The sequence below is a fragment of the uncultured Oscillibacter sp. genome (genome assembly GCF_900546705.1).
GTDB lineage: Bacteria > Bacillota > Clostridia > Oscillospirales > Oscillospiraceae > Oscillibacter.
The window spans coordinates 80,808-97,806 of the sequence record NZ_URDP01000002.1; the positions used below are offsets into that span (position 1 = coordinate 80,808).

The following is a 16,999-nucleotide window of genomic DNA, read 5'->3' on the forward strand; positions in this document are numbered from 1 at the left end:
GGTTATATTATATCTGCATTTTGCCCGATTGCAACCCTATTCTTCCGTGTTTTTGTGAACTTTTTTCTCACGGGACAGGGCCGCGGCAACACATGTCACACTCTGGGCGCCGGCAAGGCGCAATTCTCTGGCACATTCGCACAGTGTGGCCCCGGTGGTGCAGATATCGTCCACCAGCAGCACACGCCGTCCCAGGGCCCCGGACCGTGCCCGGTAGACCCCCAGCACGTTGGCCCGGCGGGCGGCGGCGTCTGCAATACCGGACTGGGCGGGGTTGTCCACGGTCTTTTCCAGCAGTCCCATGACGGGCAGTCCCAGGCAGCGTCCCACGCTCCGGGCCAGGAGCCGGGACTGGTCGTAGCCCCGCTGCCACCGCCGTCTGCGGCTCACCGGCACCCAGGTCACCGTGTCGAACGCGCCGGGAAAGCAGGCAGCGGCGCACCGGGCCGCAAGCTCCCCCAGGGGCCGTGCCCCGGCAGGCGAGTCCCGGAATTTCAGCCGCAGCAGCCCCTCCCGGGCAAGGCCCTCGTACCACAGCGGCGCGGCGCAGTCGGGGCCGCCGGGCAGATGCCGCACGGCGTTTTCCGTCCACGGCAGCGCCGCCAGGCACTTGGGACACACCCCCGTGTGCAGGAGCAGCCTGCCGCAGAAGGGACACCGGGGCGGAAACAGCAGGTCCATCCCCCGCTCAAACCAGGTCCATTTCATTTTCGTCTCCTGGGGTAGGGCGCCGTCTCGTCGGTGAGCCCCACCAGATAGTCCACGCTGACGCCGTAAAACTCCGCCAGCCGGACGGCCAGATGCAGCGGAAGTTCCCGCTCCCCCCGCTCGTATTTGGAGTAAAGCGACTGGTCGCACAGCAGCAACGCCGCGATCTCCCGCTGCTTGAGGTCCCTGTCCTCCCGCAAATCCCGGATTCTCAGAATCATGTTTCATCACCGAGATGATTCTATCCAGAGGACATATTGTACTATTCGTTTTAGGACTATTTGTCCAAACCAGCAGTTGCCGCTCTGTCCCCATCTGTCCTGACGGTTTCGGGACAAAAAAAGAGACTCCGAAGAGCCTCTTTTTCATGCTTTTTCTCCGTCGCCGCTGTGGGCCAGCCGCCACCTCAGGCCGGAGTAGCGCCGCTGCTGGCGGTCGTTTTCCGCCATGGCCCGGATGGCCGCGTCGTCCCCCACCACGATCATCAGCTCCCGGGCCCGGGTCAGGGCCGTGTACAGCACCCCCCGCACCATCAGTGACGGCGCCGACGGCAGGGCGCACAGCACCACGCACCGGTACTCGCTGCCCTGGGCCTTGTGGACGGTCTGGGCATAGGCCAGGTCCAGCTCGCTGAGCTGCTCGGCGCCGTAGAGGGCCACCCGGCCGTCGAAGTCCACCGTCAGAAATTCCCCGGAGGGGTCGATGTCCACGATCTTGCCCACGTCGCCGTTGAACATACCGGTGCCCACGGTGCCGTCGGCCTTCTCCCAGACCACGTCGTAGTTGTTGCGGGTCTGCATGATCCGGTCCCCCTGGCGGAACAGCCGCTCCCCCCACTGGATTTCCGGGCGGTCGGGGCCGGGGGGATTGAGGGATTGCTGGAGGCTGCGGTTGAGGCGGATGGTGCCCGCCGCCCCCTTGCGGGTGGGGCTGAGCACCTGGATCTGGTCGGCAGGGATGCCCATTTTCTCCGGCAGCCGGTGCTCCACCAGCTCCACCACCGTCTTTACCGCCCGGTCGGCGTCCCGGCGGCACAAAAAGAAGAAGTCCCCCTGGTCGTTCTGGAGCCGGGGCGGCTGGCCCAGGTTCACCGCGTGGGCATTGCGGATGATGGCGGACTCCGATGCCTGGCGGAACACCTCCCGCAAAAACACCGTTTCCACCCGGCCGCTGCGGATCAGGTCGGAGAACACGTTCCCGGCCCCCACGGAGGGCAGCTGGTCCGCGTCCCCTACCAGAATGAGCCGGGTGCCGGGCCGCAGGGCCCGCAGCAGCGCGGCAAAGAGGCTCACGTCCACCATGCTCATCTCGTCCACGATGACGGCGTCGGCCTCCAGGGGGTCCTGCTCCGTTTTCTGGAACGTGAGCTGATGGGTGGCCTCGTTCCAGCTCATACCCAGAAGCCGGTGGACGGTCTGGGCCTCCATGCCCGTCAGCTCGCTCATGCGCTTGGCGGCACGGCCCGTGGGCGCCGCCAGCTGGATGGTGTACCCCATCTTCAAAAGCAGCGCCACGATGCCCCGGACGGTGGTGGTCTTGCCGGTGCCGGGCCCGCCGGTGAGGATCAGCACGCCCTCCCGGGCGGCCAGCTCCACCGCCTGGCGCTGCTGGGGCGCGTAGGTGATGCCCTGCTGGCGCTGGATCTCGTCGATGACCCGTCCCGCCTGGCCGGAGCGGTCGGCGTCAGCGGAGAGCAGGGCGCAAAGGCGCATACAGGCGGAGCTCTCCGCCTCCCACAGCCGTCGAAGGTAGCACGCCTCCACATTGGCCACCCGCTGGCAGATCACCTCCCGGCGCTCCGTCAGGGCGTCCAGGGCCTGCTCCACCAGCTCGCTGCCGCAGTCCAGAAGCTGGCTTGTGGCGGCCACCAGCTTGTCCCGGGGCAAAAACACGTGGCCGTTATTTTCGTTGTGGCTGAGTTCGAACAGCACCGCCGCCTGGAGCCGCTGGCTGCTGTCGGCGGCAAGCCCCATGCCCATGGCCATCTCGTCAGCCAGGGAGAACTCCACGCCGCAGCCGTCGGCGCTGAGGAGGTACGGGTTGGCGCGGATCATCTCCAGCGCCGCGTCCCCGTACCGCTCCCGCAGTTCCACGGCCAGCACCGGGGGCAGCTGGTAGCGGGCCAGGAACTCCATGAGCCGCCGTAATCCCATGTGGCGGCGGAAGCTGGCGGCGATCTCCTGGGCCTTCTTCTCCGTCACGCCCTTGATGAGGCTCAGCCGCCGGGGTTCCGTCTCCAGCACGTCCAGCGTCTCGGGGCCGAACCGGTCCACGATGCGCCGGGCGGTGGCGGGCCCCACGCCCTTGATGACGCCGGAGGAGAGGTAGCTGAAAATCTCCTCCTCGTCCTCCGGCAGTGCCCGCTCCAGCTCCACAGCCCGCAGCTGCTCCCCGTGCTGGGGGTGCTGCTCCATGACGCCGGAGACCGTCAGGTGCTCGCCGGGCGCCACGCAGGGGATGCAGCCCACCACCGTGACCACCTCGCCCTCCTCCGTCAGGAGGCGCAAAACCGTATAGCCGTTCTCCGGATTTTGAAAAATAACGCTATGTACGGTACCGTCGTAGGTGGTCAGCTCTTCCATGGTTCTCCCTCTTGTCTTTTGTTATTCTACCTGCAGGCACTTCCCCTCCGCCAGGGCGATGTTCTCCGACCGCCCGGCCAGGTACCCGGCCAGGGACCGGGCTTCGTCGCTCATGCCGCAGTCGGCCAGGACAATCCGGGCCCCGGGCAGCCGGTGGCAAAGACGCCGGAGCTCCCGCACGTCGGCCTCCATGGCCAACGCCTCCCCCCGCAGGGGCAGCACCAGCAAAAGGCCGGGCACCGTGGGCCGCCCGGCGTGCAGCAGCGCCCCGGCCACCAGCCACACCACCGTGGTCACGCCCACGGCGGAGAAAAAGGCGATGCATCCATCTTGCAGCAATACCATCCCAAATCACCTCGGGATAGTCTATGCGGCGGGGTCGTCCGCCGTCAATCTCCCTCCCGGGTGATGCCAAGTTCGGCCAAAATGGCCTCCTCCCTCGTGCGCATCTGCCGTTTCTGGGGCCCCTCGTCCAGATGGTCGTAGCCCAGCAGGTGCAGCACGGAGTGGACCACCAGGTAGGCAAGCTCCCGGCGGTTGGAGTGGCCGTACTCCTTGGCCTGGGCCGTCACATGCTCCCAGGAGATCACCATGTCCCCCAGAGGCACCAGGCCCGTGCCGGGGTCGGCGTCCTCCGCCTTTGGCAGCTGCCCCGGCGTCAGGTCGAATTCCGGGAAGCTCAGCACGTCCGTAGCCCGGTCCACATCCCGCATGTCCAGATTCACCTGGTGGATGTTCTCGTCGTCGGTGATGAGCACGTCCACCTCGCAGGGAAAGTCCACCCCCTCCGCCGAAAGCGCCGTGCGGATGACCTTGCGGATAAAGGCCCGCCGGTCCTCGCTGATGCCGGGCACGTCCGCCGTCACGGGGATATAATGCCGCTTTGCCATGTCACTTCCTGCCTTTCCCGCCGCTTTTGGCGTCCTCGTACCGCTCGTAGGCCTCCACGATCCGCTGCACCATCACATGGCGCACCACGTCCGCGTTGGTCAGCTGACAGATGCCGATGCCCTCTACGTTCCGCAGCACCCGCATGGCCTCCTTGAGGCCGGAGGCCTTGCCGTCTGGCAGGTCGATCTGGGTCACGTCGCCGGTGATGACGATCTTGGACCCGAAGCCAAGGCGAGTCAGGAACATCTTCATCTGCTCCCGGGAGGTGTTTTGTGCCTCGTCCAGGATGATGAAGCTGTCGTCCAGGGTACGGCCCCGCATGTAGGCCAGGGGCGCCACCTCAATGTTGCCCCGCTCCAGGTACTTCTGGTACGTCTCCGCCCCCAGCATGTCAAAGAGGGCATCGTAGAGGGGCCGCAGGTACGGGTCCACCTTGCTCTGCAGGTCGCCGGGCAGAAAGCCCAGCCGCTCCCCCGCCTCCACCGCCGGGCGGGTGAGGATGATGCGGTTGACCTGCTTGTCCCGGAATGCCTGGACGGCGGCGGCCACGGCAAGGTACGTCTTGCCGGTGCCCGCCGGGCCCACGCCGATGGTGACGGTGTTGTGGAGGACGGAGGCGATATACTCCTTTTGTCCGATGGTCTTGGGCTTGATGGGCCGGCCCTTGGCGGAGATGCACAGCACGTCGCCGGTCAGCTCCGCCACCTGGGACTCCTTGCCCGCGCGCACCAACGAGATCACATACCGCACGTTCTGCTCGCCGATGGTCTCCCCCCGGGAGGAGAGGGTCAGCAGCGCCTGGATGGCCTTGACGGCAAGATACACGTTCTCTGCCTCGCCCTCCACCCGCAGCTCCCCGTCCCGGTTGACCACGGTGACGGAAAACTCCTGCTCCAAAAGGCGGATGTTGGCGTCGAAGGACCCGAAAATGTTCACGGCCTGTTCCAGCCGTTCAATGCTGATTCGCTGTTCCAATGGTTCCATCACTCCTATCGCTTTGCCGGACGTCATTGGTCCGGATGATCCTGATAGATGGGCACCGTCTTTCCGATCTGCTCCTCACACTCCGCCCGCAGCGTCACCGCCAGGCTGCCGTCCCGGATCTGGGACGAGCACAGCACGGAGCGTACCTGCCCGTAGGGGTCCACCAGCGTGTGGAGGTACGCCTCCAGCAGCGCCCCGCCGGCGTCCTCAGCCGCCTGGGGGTCCACCGCCGCCGTCTCGGTCTCGTAAAAGCAATACCGCTCCGTCACCACGGTCACCGGCAGGGGAAGGCCAAACAGGGAAAGTGGGTGTCTGGTGGTTATTTTATCATATTTGCGCCCCTCGATGCTACTGTTTGAAAAGAATTTTACCCGATGGGTGCCCAGCACCAGCGTCAGCCCCAGTTTTTCCTCCCCGGTGTAGCGCTTGACCGGGGCCGTCAGGGGCATGCGGGTGGAGATGGTGTACCAGGTGCGCGCCTGCACCGTACCCATGCCCGCCAGCAGACGGGCCCCCACGGTCTCCGTATCCTCCACGCCGGAGATGAGCAGCTGCCCTCTCTCCACCGATGTGCCCGGCAGCACGCACTTGACCCCGTCCAGGGCCTGCACCTGCTGCACCAGCCCCGCCCGCCGGGCCACCACGTTGGTGGGCTGGCGCTCATCCACCATCTCTGGGGCCATGACCCGTTCCCGCACCTGCACATAGGCCCGGCAGCCGGACACATTCACCGTCATCCAGCTCAGCTCCGGGATCTCCAGCAGCACGTGGTTTCGGATGTCCTCCGCGTCCAGGGAGAAGCCGAAAGTGCCGATGCCCACGCCGTTTTTCTCCAGCGCCCGTAAGATCTCCTCCTCCGTGACGGTCTCGTTGCCCTCCACGGTGAAGTCCCAGATGAAAAACGAGCCCACGGACATCCCCGCGGCGCACAGGGCAAGCCCCGCCAGCAGGGCGTAGCGCTTGCGGAACCGGCCCACAAAATAGGGCACCCCCTCCCGCCGCACTACCGTAATGGTACACGCCAGGCGCTTTGCCGCCCGGCGCAGCGCGGCGAAGTCCCGGCGGCTGAGGCGGCAGGTGAAGGCCGTCTCGCTCTCCCAGTCCAGATCCCAGAAGGCCAGATTCCGCTCCCCGCACAGGTTCAAAATCCGCTCGGGGAACGGCGCCTCCACCCGGATCCGCACCTGCCCCCGCAGGCGGTTGACGATCTCACTGAGCATCTATCTCACCCACTCCAAAGCGTCGATGCGGCCGCCCAGCCGCAGCTCCTCCGCCGTCATGGCCGTCAGCGCCAGGTTCCCGCCCCGGACCCGCAGCACGCCGCCGGGGGTGTTGATGTCGATCTGGGTCTCGCTGTAGGACAAAATGCCCGTGTGCCGCTCCAGATACAGCTGGCGGCTGCCTACCATCTCCAGATGGGGCAGCCCCGCAATCACGTCCGCCGGCAGGTCGAAAAGCTCCGCCACGGACCCCAGTACGCTGCCCCGCTCTTTTCGGTTCCGCTCCATTGCACTCACCTCACGTCCCACTGTATGCAACCGGCCCGTCCCACTTGCCTGGGGCATGGAGCGGCCGGGGCGGGCATATCCATACAGGGGTGATGTGTATGAAAATCCGATGGAGGCGCCTTGGCTGCCTGCTGGTACTGGGGACGCTGGTGTGGTTCCTGGCGGACGCCCAGGCGGTCCGGCAGCGGGCCGTGGAGGCCCTGGCGCTGTGCGTCACGTCCGTGATCCCGGCCCTCTTCCCGTTTCTGGTGGTCTCGTCCCTGCTTTTGAAGCTGGGGTTCGGCGAGGCTCTCTCCCCCTGGCTGGCGGGGCTCATGGAGCCGCTGTTCCGGGTGAGCGGTGCCGGGGGCGCGGCGCTGGTGCTGGGCCTTGCGGGGGGCTATCCGGTGGGCGCCGGGACGGCGGCGGAGCTGTATACTTCCGGCGCACTGAGCCGGGAGGAGGCGGAGCGGCTGCTGACCTTTGTCAACAACTCCAGTCCCGTCTTTTTAATCAGCGTACTGGGTGCGGGGGTGTTCGGCTCCGTGCGGACGGGGGTGTGGCTGTGGCTCATCCATGTCCTGGCCGCCCTTTTGACGGGGCTGTGCTTCCGGGGGCGGGGCGTCTCCTTCGGGCACCAGCGCATGACAAGGAAAACAGCTTCACATGCAGTCTCCTTCCCCACCGCCCTGGTGCGCTCCGTCCGGGACAGCCTCCAGGCCATGGGGTCCGTGTGCGCCTTCGTGGTGTTCTTCTACGTGCTCTCCCATCCCCTGGCGGACCTGGGGGGACGGCTGGGAGCCGCGGCGGTGGGCGCAACGGAGCTCTTTTCCCTGACGCCGCTGGTGACGCCGGACGCCGCCGGGTTTGTCCTGGCCGCAGCTGCGGCAGGCTGGGGGGGACTGTCCGTGCTGTGTCAGACGGCGGCGGTGGTGGAGCCCAGCGGCCTGCGGATGCGCCGGGCCGTGGCGGGAAAGGCCGTCCACGGACTGCTCTCGGGGCTGCTGGCGGCGGCCCTGGCCGGGTACGTACTGGCATAGCAATACCCTCCGCCGCCGGAATCCGACAACGGAGGGTATTGCCGCAGCAAAATTCTACAATCTGTATCGTTATCGCTGGCCCTTGTCGTAGGGAATGCCCTCGGCCTTGGGGGCCCGGGACTGCTGGGAGGTGAACGCCAGCACCACCAGGGAGATGATATAGGGCAGCATGTTGTACACGGAGCTGGGCAGGTTCAGCGCCTGGAGGAAGCCGAAGCCGGAGTACACGTTGCCCAGGGCCCGGAAGAAGCCGAACAGGATGGCCGCCAGGGCAATGCGGGTGGGCTTCCACTGGCCGAAGATCATGACGGCCAGGGCCAGAAAGCCGAAGCCCGCCACGCCGTTTTCAAACTTCCACTCGCTGACGCCGGCGGTGATATACACGATGCCGCCAAGGCCGCCCAGAACGCCGGAGATCATGACGCCGGCATAGCGCATCTTGTAGACGTTGATGCCCACGCTGTCCGCCGCCTGGGGATGCTCGCCGCAGGCCATGAGCCGCAGTCCGAAGCGGGTCTTGTACAGCGTCACGTAGGAGATGACCAGCGCCGCCACAGCCATGAGCATGAACCAGTTGAACTCAAAGCTGCCGATGTTCACCAGAAACGCCCGCTTGGGCTCGATATACTGGATGGTGGACGAGACGTTGTCCACGCTCTCGGCGGTGTTCATGGCCTTGACGAACACGGTGGCCGCGGCGGTGCCCAGCAGGTTCATGGCGGTGCCCACCAACGTCTGGTCGGCCTTGAAGTTGATGGCCGCCACCGCCAGCAGCAGCGAGTACAAAAGACCCATGAGCATGCTGGCCAGAGTCACCAGCAAAATGATGACCGGCGCGGCGGTGTCCGCGGGCAGGAACTTCATCATCAGCGCGCCGCCCAGGGCGCCCAGAACCATGATGCCCTCCAGGCCGATGTTGATGACGCCGGAGTGCTCGGAGAAGCACCCGCCCAATGCCACCAGCACCAGCACCGAGGCGAAGATCAGGGTGTATTGCACAAGCAGTGTCATTTCGTCTGACCTCCCTTCCCGTCGTCCGTCTTCCGCCGGGCGCGCTTTTCATCCCGGCGGTCCAGCCGCTGGTTGAGGATATACTTGAAAAACAGCACGAAGCTGCAAAGGTAGATGATGATGGCGGAGATGAAGTCGGAGATCTGGGCGGAGTACATGGTCTTGTCCACGTAGGCGCCGCCGTTGGTGATGTGCTGGATGAACAGGGACGAGAGCACGGCGCCGATGGGATGCAGGCACCCCAGGAAGGCGGCGGCAATGCCGTTGAAGCCCATGGCGGGCACAGCGGACTGGGTGCACTGCCACTGCTCGAAGCCGGTCAAAAACAGCATGGCGGCACCCAGGGCGGCAAGACCCCCGGAAATGGCCATGGTGAGGATCAGGTTGCGCTTTTCCGCCATGCCGCAGTAGCGGGCGGCGAACTTGTTGCAGCCGGTGGCCTTGAGCTCATAGCCCAGCTTCGTCTTGTCCAGCAGCACCCACACGCCCACAGCCAGCAGCACCGAAAGGGGGATGGCGATGGTCACATACTGGTTGTTGCTGAAGAGGGACCCCAGCCCCAGGCTGGGCAACAGGGCGCCGGGATTGACGCTGGAGATGTTCTGGGTGTAGGGGCTGGTGGGCTCCTTCACCCGGGTGAGGATGGTGTTGACCAGGTACAGGCTGATCCAGTTGAGCATGATGCAGGAGATGACCTCATTGACGTTGCGGTAGGCCTTCAGGATGCCGGACACGGCCCCCAGCACGGCGCCGGCAGCCACAGCCGCCAGCATGCACACATACCAGGGCAGTCCCCAGGCCAGGGCGCAGTAGAGGCTGGCCCCGGCGCCCACCACGTACTGTCCCGCAGCGCCGATGTTGAAAAGGCCCACCTTGTAGGCAAAGAGCACGGACAAACTGCACATGAGCAGCGGCGCGGTCTTGACCAGGGTATTGCCCAGGTACTTGAGCTGGGCGGTGGACCGGGAGTAGGTCATGAAGTTTTTCACAATGGTGACAATGGCCTCTCCGGCGCCGCTGGGATTGATGAGCAACAGGGCGATGTAGCCGATCAGCAGGCCCAGCAGGATGCACAGCAGCGACGCCATCAGGGACTGGACCGTGCCGTTGCGCAGCAGGGAAGTTTTTTCCTTTTTCATCGCTTACGCCCCCTTTCGTTTGGCGCCGGCCATGTAAAGACCCAGCTCCTCCACAGTGGTGGTCTTGGGGTCCAGCTCACCTACGATCTCACCCTCGTACATGACCAGAATCCGGTCGCTGAGGGCCATGACCTCGTCCAGCTCCAGACTCACCAGCAGCACGCCCTTGCCGCCGTCCCGCTGGGAGACGATCTGCCTGTGGATATACTCAATGGCGCCCACGTCCAATCCGCGGGTGGGCTGGACGGCAATGAGCAGCTCGGGATTCTTGTCGATCTCCCGGGCGATGATGGCCTTTTGCTGGTTGCCGCCGGACATGCTGCGGGCCACGGTGGCCGGGCCCTGACCGGAGCGGACGTCGTACTGGTCGATAAGGCGGGAGGCGTAGGAGCGGATGGACTTGCGCTTGAGGAAGCCGGCTTTGGTGACGAACTCCGGCTCAAAGTACCGCTGGAGCACCATATTGTCCTCCAGGGAGTAGTCCAGCACCAATCCGTGCTTGTGGCGGTCCTCCGGAATGTGGCTCATGCCCATGGTGGAGCGGCGGCGGATGGAGGCGTGGGTGATATCCTCCCCCCGCAGCCGAATGTGTCCGCTCTTGACCGGCTCCAGTCCCGTCAAGCCGTAGACCAGCTCCGTCTGACCGTTGCCGTCGATGCCGGCGATGCAGACGATCTCTCCGGCCCGGACGGTAAAGGATACATCCTTGACCGCGTTGTTGCTGTGGGCCTTGGACGCCACAGTCAGCCCCTCCACCTCCAGGATGGTCTCGCCGGGCTTGGCCGGCTCCTTGTGGACCACGAAGTCCACGTTCCGGCCCACCATCATGCGGCTGAGCTCCTCCCGGGAGGTATCGGCGATGTTGACGGTGCCGATGTACTTGCCCTTGCGCAGTACAGTGCACCGGTCGGCCACCTCCATGATCTCGTTGAGCTTGTGGGAGATGAAGAGGATGGACTTGCCCTCGGCAGCCAGGGAGCGCATGATCTGCATGAGCTCCTCGATCTCCTGGGGCGTCAGGACGGCGGTGGGTTCGTCGAAGATGAGGATCTCGTTGTCCCGGTAGAGCATTTTCAAAATCTCCGTGCGCTGCTGCATGCCCACGGTGATATCCTCCACCAGGGCGTCCGGGTCCACCCGCAGCCCGTATTTCTCGCTCAGGGCCATGACCTTGCGCCGGGCCTCGTCCTTTTGCAGAAAGCCGCGGCGGCAGGGCTCCACGCCCAGGATGATGTTGTCGAGCACCGTGAAGCACTCCACCAGCTTGAAGTGCTGGTGGACCATGCCGATGCCCAGGGCGTTGGCGTCGTTGGGGTCGCGGATCTCCACTTCCTGTCCGTCCTTTTTGATGACGCCCTCCTCCGGGCGGTACAATCCGAACAGCACGCTCATGAGCGTGGACTTGCCCGCGCCGTTTTCGCCCAGGAGGGCATGGATTTCTCCCTTTTTCAGCTGCAGCGTAATATCGTCATTGGCCACAATGCCGGGAAAACGCTTGGTGATATGCAGCATTTCAATGGCATATGGATGTTCCAAATTCACGACCTCCCCCTTGTTTCCTTTTTCGCGGAACCGTTATGATTTATTGTACTATATTTCCCCCTATAATTCAAAGCAAAGTTGTGGGGCGGCAAAAAAAAGAGGACGGGAGTTTCCCGTCCTCTTTTTGCGCAGAGGGATTTACTTGATGTTGCCGTACTCGTTGACCGTAATGGCGGTCTCGGGCATGGCGGTGGTGTCGTTGGAGACGGTGATGGTGCCGTCGAACATGCTCTTGACCAGGGCCTTGTAGTCATCCTGGGTGAAGGTGTCATCCCACTGGGTGGACTCCATGGGCAGCTGGACGTAGTTGGCGGTGGGATCGTCGCCGGACACCAGGCCCAGCGTCTCGATCTTGCCGCCGTAGTTGGCGAAGTTGCCCGCAGCGATCTCGCTGAGCATGTGCTGCACGGTGGGAGCCAGGCCCTTCATGGCGGAGGTGACGGTCATGCCGTCGCCGTAAGCGCTGTCGATGATGGCAGCCTGGTCCACGTCCACGCCGATGACCTTGCCGCCCACCTTGGCAGCAGCCTCAGCAGCAGAGGTGTAGATGCCGCCGCCGCAGGCGAACACGACTTCCACGCCCAGGGTCTGATACCAGTTGTCCATGTACGCGGTGATGTCGGCGTCGCCGGAGAAGGCGTTGCCGTAAACATACTCCACGGTCACGTTGGCGCCGGGCTCGTCGGCCGCAGCGGCGTCAGCGCCCTGGACAAAGCCGTAGCCGTAGCGGACCACGGCGGGGACAGCCATGCCGCCCAGGAAGCCCAGGTGGGTGTAGCCCATCTTCACAGCGGCGTAGCCGGCCATGTAGCCGCACAGCTCTTCCTGATACACCGCGCAGTACACGTTGGAGGGCAGCTCATAGGGCTCGGCGGGGGGATTGCCGTCGGCATCGAGGGGATTGAGATCCAGCTCGCCCACGTCCAGAGCCACGAAGGTCACGTCGGGATAGGTGCCGGCGGTCTCCTTGATGGTGTCGGCAAATGCGTAGCCGGGCATGACGACCACATTGTAGCCCTCATCCACGGCGGACTCCACCATGGCAACGCGCTCGGCGGTGGAGTCACCGGCGGGCTTGAAGTAGTTGAACGTGATGCCGTTGGCCTCACAGTAGGCCTTGCAGGCCTCGTAGGTGGTCTGGTTGAAAGACTGATCGGTAATGTCACCGTAGTCGGTGATCATGGCGACGCTCATATCGGTGGCACCCTCGGTGCCCTCCTCGGCGGGAGTCTCCTCCTCTTTGCTGCCGCAGGCAACCAGAGAGAGGGCCATTACCAATGCAAGCGTCAAGGCAAGAAACTTCTTCATTGGAATCTACCTTCCTTCCATTGTTCCGACCGCCCGCAGGCGGTCATGTTCCGTTCGGGACAGCCCCATTATATCATTCTTTACATGAATTTCAATGAATTTTCACATTTGTTTTCCATTTGTCCACATTTTTGGTCAAAAGGGAAAATTTTTATCTGGGGACGGCACAGCCTGCCGTCATCCTTTTTTTGCCATCTCCACGGCCACGCCCAGGGCGATCTCCATCATGCGGGTGAAGGTGGTCTGGCGCTGGTCGGGCGGCAGGGCCTCCCCGGTGACCAGACTGTCGGAAATGGTGCACATGGCCAAAGCCCGCTTGCCCGCCTCGGCGGCGTTATAGTAGAGTGCGGCGGCCTCCATCTCGATGGCCAGCACCCCCATCTGGCCCCACTTCAGGGTGTCTCCGGCCTTGTTGTAGAACACGTCGGAAGAGAGCAGGTTCCCCACCGGGGGCTCCACGCCCATGCGCCGGGCCACGGCCACCGCCGTCTCCAGCAGCGTGAAGTCGGCAATGGGGGCGAAGGTGCCGCCCAGGCCGAACTGATGGGCGTAGTTGGAGTCCGTGCAGGAGCCCTGGCCGAACACCACGTCCCGCACCTTCAGCTGGGGGGAGATGGCACCGGCGCTGCCCACCCGGATGATGTTGTCCACATCGTAGAAGTGGAACAGCTCATGGGAGTAAATGCCGATGGAGGGCATGCCCATGCCGGAAGCCATGACGGACACGGGCGTGCCCTGGTAGGTGCCGGTATAGCCCTGGACGCCCCGGACGTTGTTCACCAGCTTCGCGTCCTGGAGAAAGGTCTCCGCGATGAATTTGGCCCGCAGCGGATCGCCGGGCATCAGAACGGTCTTGGCAAAGGCCCCCTGGGCCGCCTCGTTATGGGGAGTTCCCATGTTTTCATTTCCTCCTTATTTCTGCTCCATGGCCTTCACGGCCTTGACGATCCGGCTGGTGCCCAGGCGGGAGGCACCCAGGTTGATGAAGTCCTCCGCGTCCTTCAGGTCGGCAATGCCGCCGGCGGCCTTGATCTTCACATTGGGACCCACGTGCTTGGCAAAGAGGGCCACGTCCTCCCGGGTGGCGCCGCCGGTGCCGAAGCCTGTGGAGGTCTTGATATACTCCGCGCCGGAGGCGGTGACGATCTCGCACATCTTGATCTTCTCCTCGTCGGTGAGGAAGCAGCACTCGATGATGACCTTCAGCAGCTTGCCCTTGCAGGCGGCCTTCACGGCCTTGATCTCGGAGAGCAGGTCGTCCCACTTCTGGTCCTTCACCCAGCCCAGATTGATGACCATGTCCACCTCTTCCGCGCCGTTCTCCACGGCGTCCGTGGCCATGAAGCACTTGGCGGCGGTGGTGTCATACCCGTTGGGGAAGCCGATCACCGTGCAGATGGGCAGCTTCCCCGCCACGTACTCCGCCGCCTGCTTGACATAGCTGGCGGGGATGCAGACGCTGGCGCAGCCGTACTTCATGCCGTCGTCGCAGATGGCCTGAATCTCCTTCCAGGTGGCCGTCTGGGCCAGCAGGGTGTGGTCGCACTTGCTCAGAATCTCTTTCACTTCCATTTGAAGCATCTCCTTTATCATTCATATTTTGTCGCCCACGCCGGCGAAATATACCCGTTTTCCGTGTATCTCCTGGCGGCAGACCCGCCCTTGGGCCTCCAGATGGTCCAGATGGGCCAGGGCCTCTCCCACGGCAAAGAACTTCTGCGCCAGGGGAAAATCCGCCCAGTCCCGGCAGCGGATGCTCCAGCGCATCCGGCCCGCGATCTGGTAGGCGGTGAGGCCCGGCGCCTCCTCCACGGTCCGCAGGGTGTCCTCCAGCCGGCGGGCGTGGTGGGCCTTCAGCTCCGCCGTCCGCTGCCGCAGGTCCCCGGTCTCCGCCCGGTGGGCGGGATACAGCTCCTCCGCGTCCAGAGCGGCTGTCCTGTCCAGGCTGCTGAGATAGTCCCCCAAAGAGTCCGCCACCCCCTGCCAGCGGCAGATGTTGGGTGTGATGTGAAACAGCACATGGTCCCCGCAGAACAGCCGCCGGCGGTCCGAGTCGTACAGGCACAGGTGCCCCGGCGTGTGGCCCGGCGTCAGCACGCACCGCAGCGTGCGGCCGCCGTAATAGAGCGCCGCGCCGTCCCGCAGCTCCGTATAGAGTCCCTCCCGCCAGGGCGGGGCCGCCGTCTGGGCCGGATTGTCTCCCCACAGGGCCTCCATCTCCGCCCAGGTGAAGCCGTCCCGCACATACTCCCCGTAGAGCCGCTCCCAATAGGACGGATCCGAGGCGTTTTTCACGCCGGGGCCGTCGATCTCCCCGATATAGATCCGGCAGCCGGGGCGGATCAGCTCCGGCGCCAGCCCCGTGTGGTCGCTGTGGAGGTGGGTGCAGAAAATGTCCAGCCGGTCCCGGTCCACGTGCGTCTCCGCCAGCTGGCGCTCCATGGCCTCGCGGCAGGGCTGCTGGCGGAAGCCCGTGTCGATCAGCAGGCTCCGCTCTCCGGTCAGCAGATAGCTGTTCAAGTTTTTCAGCGGGTTCCCCACCAGGGGGATGTCCAGCCGCCAGAGGTCCTCCGCCAATCGCTCCGCCATGGGCCGCTTCCTTTCCAAAAGGTAGATTCAGTATAGCAGACTTTTGCCCGCCTGTCCAGTGAGCCGGGCCTTGCCAAGCGCTCTGCCCGGTGCTAAAATGGAGCCATTCTCAAGATTTGGAGGCTACCCCATGAAAAAACGACTTCTTTCGCTCCTCTGTGTCCTTGTCCTGACGGTGAGCGTGATTCCCGCCGCCTCCGCTCTGGAGGGGGAGGCGTCCCGGGCCGCGGACACCCTCTCCACCCTGGGACTGATCGACTCTACATATCATCTGGACGCCCCCGCCACCCGGGCCCAGGCAGCCGTGCTGCTGGTGCGCCTGGCCGGGGCGGAGCAGGCCGCCGCGGCGGACAACTGGCTGGCCGGCTTCCGGGACGTCCCCGCCTCCATCGCCCAGGAGGTGAACTACGCCGCCCGGCAGGGCTGGATCACCGGCGTCACGGCGACAGCGTTCCGGCCGGACGCGGTCCTCACCGCCAACGCCTGGAGCGCCTTCCTGCTGCGGATGCTGGGGTATTCCGACAAGGCGGGCGACTTCACCATTGCCGACGCCGCGGGCTTTGCCCAGCGGATCGGCCTCTTCCCCATCGCCTACACCGGCACCCTGACCCAGGGGGACCTGTTTGAGATGGCGGCGGACGCCCTGTCCTTCTCCTACCGGGACGGCAGCGCCACAGTGATCGGACGCCTGGTGAGCCAGGGGACCGTCTCCCGGGCCGCGGCCAACGCCCTGGGCCTGCTGACCCCCGCCCTCACCGCCCGGCAGGTGGCGGACCGCTGCGCGGCCGCCGTGTTCCGTCTGGACACCTATGAGACGGAGGCATACCGGGACGAGGGCCTTGTCACCGGCGAGGCCAGCGGCTTCTTCATCACGGAGGACGGGCTGGCCGTCACCAACTACCACTCCATCGCGGACGCGGTCTCCGCCACCGCCACGCTCTCCACCGGAGATGTGTATGAAGTGGAGCGGGTCATCTACTACGATCCGGACATCGACATCGCTGTGATCCGCGTCTCCCGCACCGCCCTGAAGGGACACGACACCTCCGCCTTTGCCACGCTGGACATTGCGGATTCCGGCACCGGAGACCTGCGGGCAGGCGATACGGTCTACGCCATCGGCAATCCGCTGGGCGTGGAGCTCCGCGGCACGCTGACGGACGGCATCGTCTCCGCCATCAACCGGGATGTGCAGGTGGACGGCCGGACCATGACGCTGGTCCAGACCAACGCGGCCCTGAACTCCGGCAACTCCGGCGGCCCCCTGATCAACGCCTACGGCCAGGTGGTGGGCATCAACACCATCAAGATGAGCTCTGATTATTCCAATGTGGAGGGCCTGGGCTTCGCCATTCCCTCCGCCTCCATCCGGCGGCTGGTGAACGACCTGCTGACCTATGGAGAGGTCCGGCCGGAGCCCTCCTTCGGCGTGACGGTGCTCCAGACGGGCACCCGGCTGGAGGACGACGTCTGGGGCCTGCAGGTGCTGGAGGTCACGCCCGGCTCCGCCGCGGACCTGGCGGGCATCCGGGAGGGGGACTTCATCCTCGCCGCCGGCGGCAGGCCGGTGGAAACCAGTCAGGAGCTGCTGCGCATCCGGCGGCAGCTGTACGTGGGCGATCAGGTGACCATGGAAATCTGGCGGGACGGGGAGCGGATGGAAGTGACGCTGACCCTGAACGACCCGGTGGAATAAAGAACAAAGGCGCGGCCTGCGG

At 64.9% G+C, this 16,999-nt stretch carries 17 protein-coding genes; 2 read left to right on the forward strand and 15 right to left on the reverse strand.

Features of this window, described 5'->3' with window-relative positions:
• Positions 1-36: 36 nt before the first annotated feature.
• The 8 genes from QZS13_RS01020 to QZS13_RS01055 form a co-directional block, all read right to left on the reverse strand.
• Positions 37-708, reverse strand: a complete 672-nt coding sequence (locus QZS13_RS01020) for a ComF family protein (RefSeq protein ID WP_295584367.1) — start codon at positions 706-708, stop codon at positions 37-39.
• Positions 705-929 (reverse strand): helix-turn-helix domain-containing protein, encoded by a 225-nt coding sequence (locus QZS13_RS01025; RefSeq protein ID WP_295584369.1) that lies wholly within the window; start codon positions 927-929, stop codon positions 705-707. Before QZS13_RS01025 ends, QZS13_RS01020 begins: the two co-directional genes overlap by 4 nt.
• A gap of 144 nt (positions 930-1,073) precedes the next feature.
• On the reverse strand, positions 1,074-3,290 hold the full coding sequence (locus QZS13_RS01030) for an ATP-dependent RecD-like DNA helicase (protein WP_295584371.1): 2,217 nt from the start codon (positions 3,288-3,290) through the stop codon (positions 1,074-1,076).
• Positions 3,291-3,311: 21 nt separating this feature from the next.
• The gene (locus tag QZS13_RS01035) at positions 3,312-3,635 is read right to left on the reverse strand and encodes a hypothetical protein (RefSeq protein WP_295584373.1); all 324 of its coding nucleotides are present in this window, start codon (positions 3,633-3,635) and stop codon (positions 3,312-3,314) included.
• A gap of 44 nt (positions 3,636-3,679) precedes the next feature.
• Positions 3,680-4,180: an rRNA maturation RNase YbeY gene (gene ybeY / locus QZS13_RS01040; protein ID WP_295584375.1), complete on the reverse strand. Its 501-nt coding sequence runs from the start codon at positions 4,178-4,180 to the stop codon at positions 3,680-3,682.
• A gap of 1 nt (position 4,181) precedes the next feature.
• The gene (locus tag QZS13_RS01045) at positions 4,182-5,165 is read right to left on the reverse strand and encodes a PhoH family protein (RefSeq protein ID WP_295584377.1); all 984 of its coding nucleotides are present in this window, start codon (positions 5,163-5,165) and stop codon (positions 4,182-4,184) included.
• A gap of 23 nt (positions 5,166-5,188) precedes the next feature.
• Positions 5,189-6,385: a sporulation protein YqfD gene (locus QZS13_RS01050; protein ID WP_295584380.1), complete on the reverse strand. Its 1,197-nt coding sequence runs from the start codon at positions 6,383-6,385 to the stop codon at positions 5,189-5,191.
• Positions 6,386-6,673 carry a YabP/YqfC family sporulation protein gene (locus QZS13_RS01055; RefSeq protein WP_295584382.1) on the reverse strand — a complete coding sequence of 96 codons (288 nt, stop codon included), beginning with the start codon at positions 6,671-6,673 and terminating at the stop codon, positions 6,386-6,388.
• 98 nt (positions 6,674-6,771) lie between these two features.
• On the opposite strand from QZS13_RS01055, the gene QZS13_RS01060 reads away from it, so the two are divergent.
• Positions 6,772-7,692, forward strand: coding sequence for a nucleoside recognition domain-containing protein (locus QZS13_RS01060; protein WP_295584384.1), 921 nt, complete (start codon positions 6,772-6,774; stop codon positions 7,690-7,692).
• A 69-nt stretch (positions 7,693-7,761) separates the two neighbouring features.
• Here the strand turns inward: QZS13_RS01060 and QZS13_RS01065 are convergent, their stop codons facing one another.
• The 7 genes from QZS13_RS01065 to QZS13_RS01095 form a co-directional block, all read right to left on the reverse strand.
• Entirely contained in the window at positions 7,762-8,703 is a 942-nt protein-coding gene (locus tag QZS13_RS01065) for an ABC transporter permease (protein ID WP_295584386.1), read from the reverse strand.
• Positions 8,700-9,842 (reverse strand): ABC transporter permease, encoded by a 1,143-nt coding sequence (locus QZS13_RS01070; RefSeq protein WP_295584389.1) that lies wholly within the window; start codon positions 9,840-9,842, stop codon positions 8,700-8,702. Before QZS13_RS01070 ends, QZS13_RS01065 begins: the two co-directional genes overlap by 4 nt.
• A gap of 3 nt (positions 9,843-9,845) precedes the next feature.
• Entirely contained in the window at positions 9,846-11,354 is a 1,509-nt protein-coding gene (locus QZS13_RS01075) for an ABC transporter ATP-binding protein (RefSeq protein ID WP_295584405.1), read from the reverse strand.
• 168 nt (positions 11,355-11,522) lie between these two features.
• Complete coding sequence (locus QZS13_RS01080; RefSeq protein ID WP_295584391.1) at positions 11,523-12,692, reverse strand: BMP family protein; 1,170 nt, start codon at positions 12,690-12,692, stop codon at positions 11,523-11,525.
• A 177-nt stretch (positions 12,693-12,869) separates the two neighbouring features.
• Positions 12,870-13,589, reverse strand: a complete 720-nt coding sequence (gene deoD, locus QZS13_RS01085; RefSeq protein WP_295584393.1) for a purine-nucleoside phosphorylase — start codon at positions 13,587-13,589, stop codon at positions 12,870-12,872.
• Positions 13,590-13,604: 15 nt separating this feature from the next.
• The gene (gene deoC / locus QZS13_RS01090; RefSeq protein WP_295584395.1) at positions 13,605-14,264 is read right to left on the reverse strand and encodes a deoxyribose-phosphate aldolase; all 660 of its coding nucleotides are present in this window, start codon (positions 14,262-14,264) and stop codon (positions 13,605-13,607) included.
• Between the two features lie 21 nt (positions 14,265-14,285).
• Entirely contained in the window at positions 14,286-15,281 is a 996-nt protein-coding gene (locus QZS13_RS01095) for an MBL fold metallo-hydrolase (RefSeq protein WP_295584397.1), read from the reverse strand.
• Positions 15,282-15,411: 130 nt separating this feature from the next.
• Between QZS13_RS01095 and QZS13_RS01100 the strand changes: the two genes are divergently transcribed.
• The gene (locus QZS13_RS01100) at positions 15,412-16,977 is read left to right on the forward strand and encodes a S1C family serine protease (RefSeq protein WP_295584399.1); all 1,566 of its coding nucleotides are present in this window, start codon (positions 15,412-15,414) and stop codon (positions 16,975-16,977) included.
• Positions 16,978-16,999: the final 22 nt, after the last annotated feature.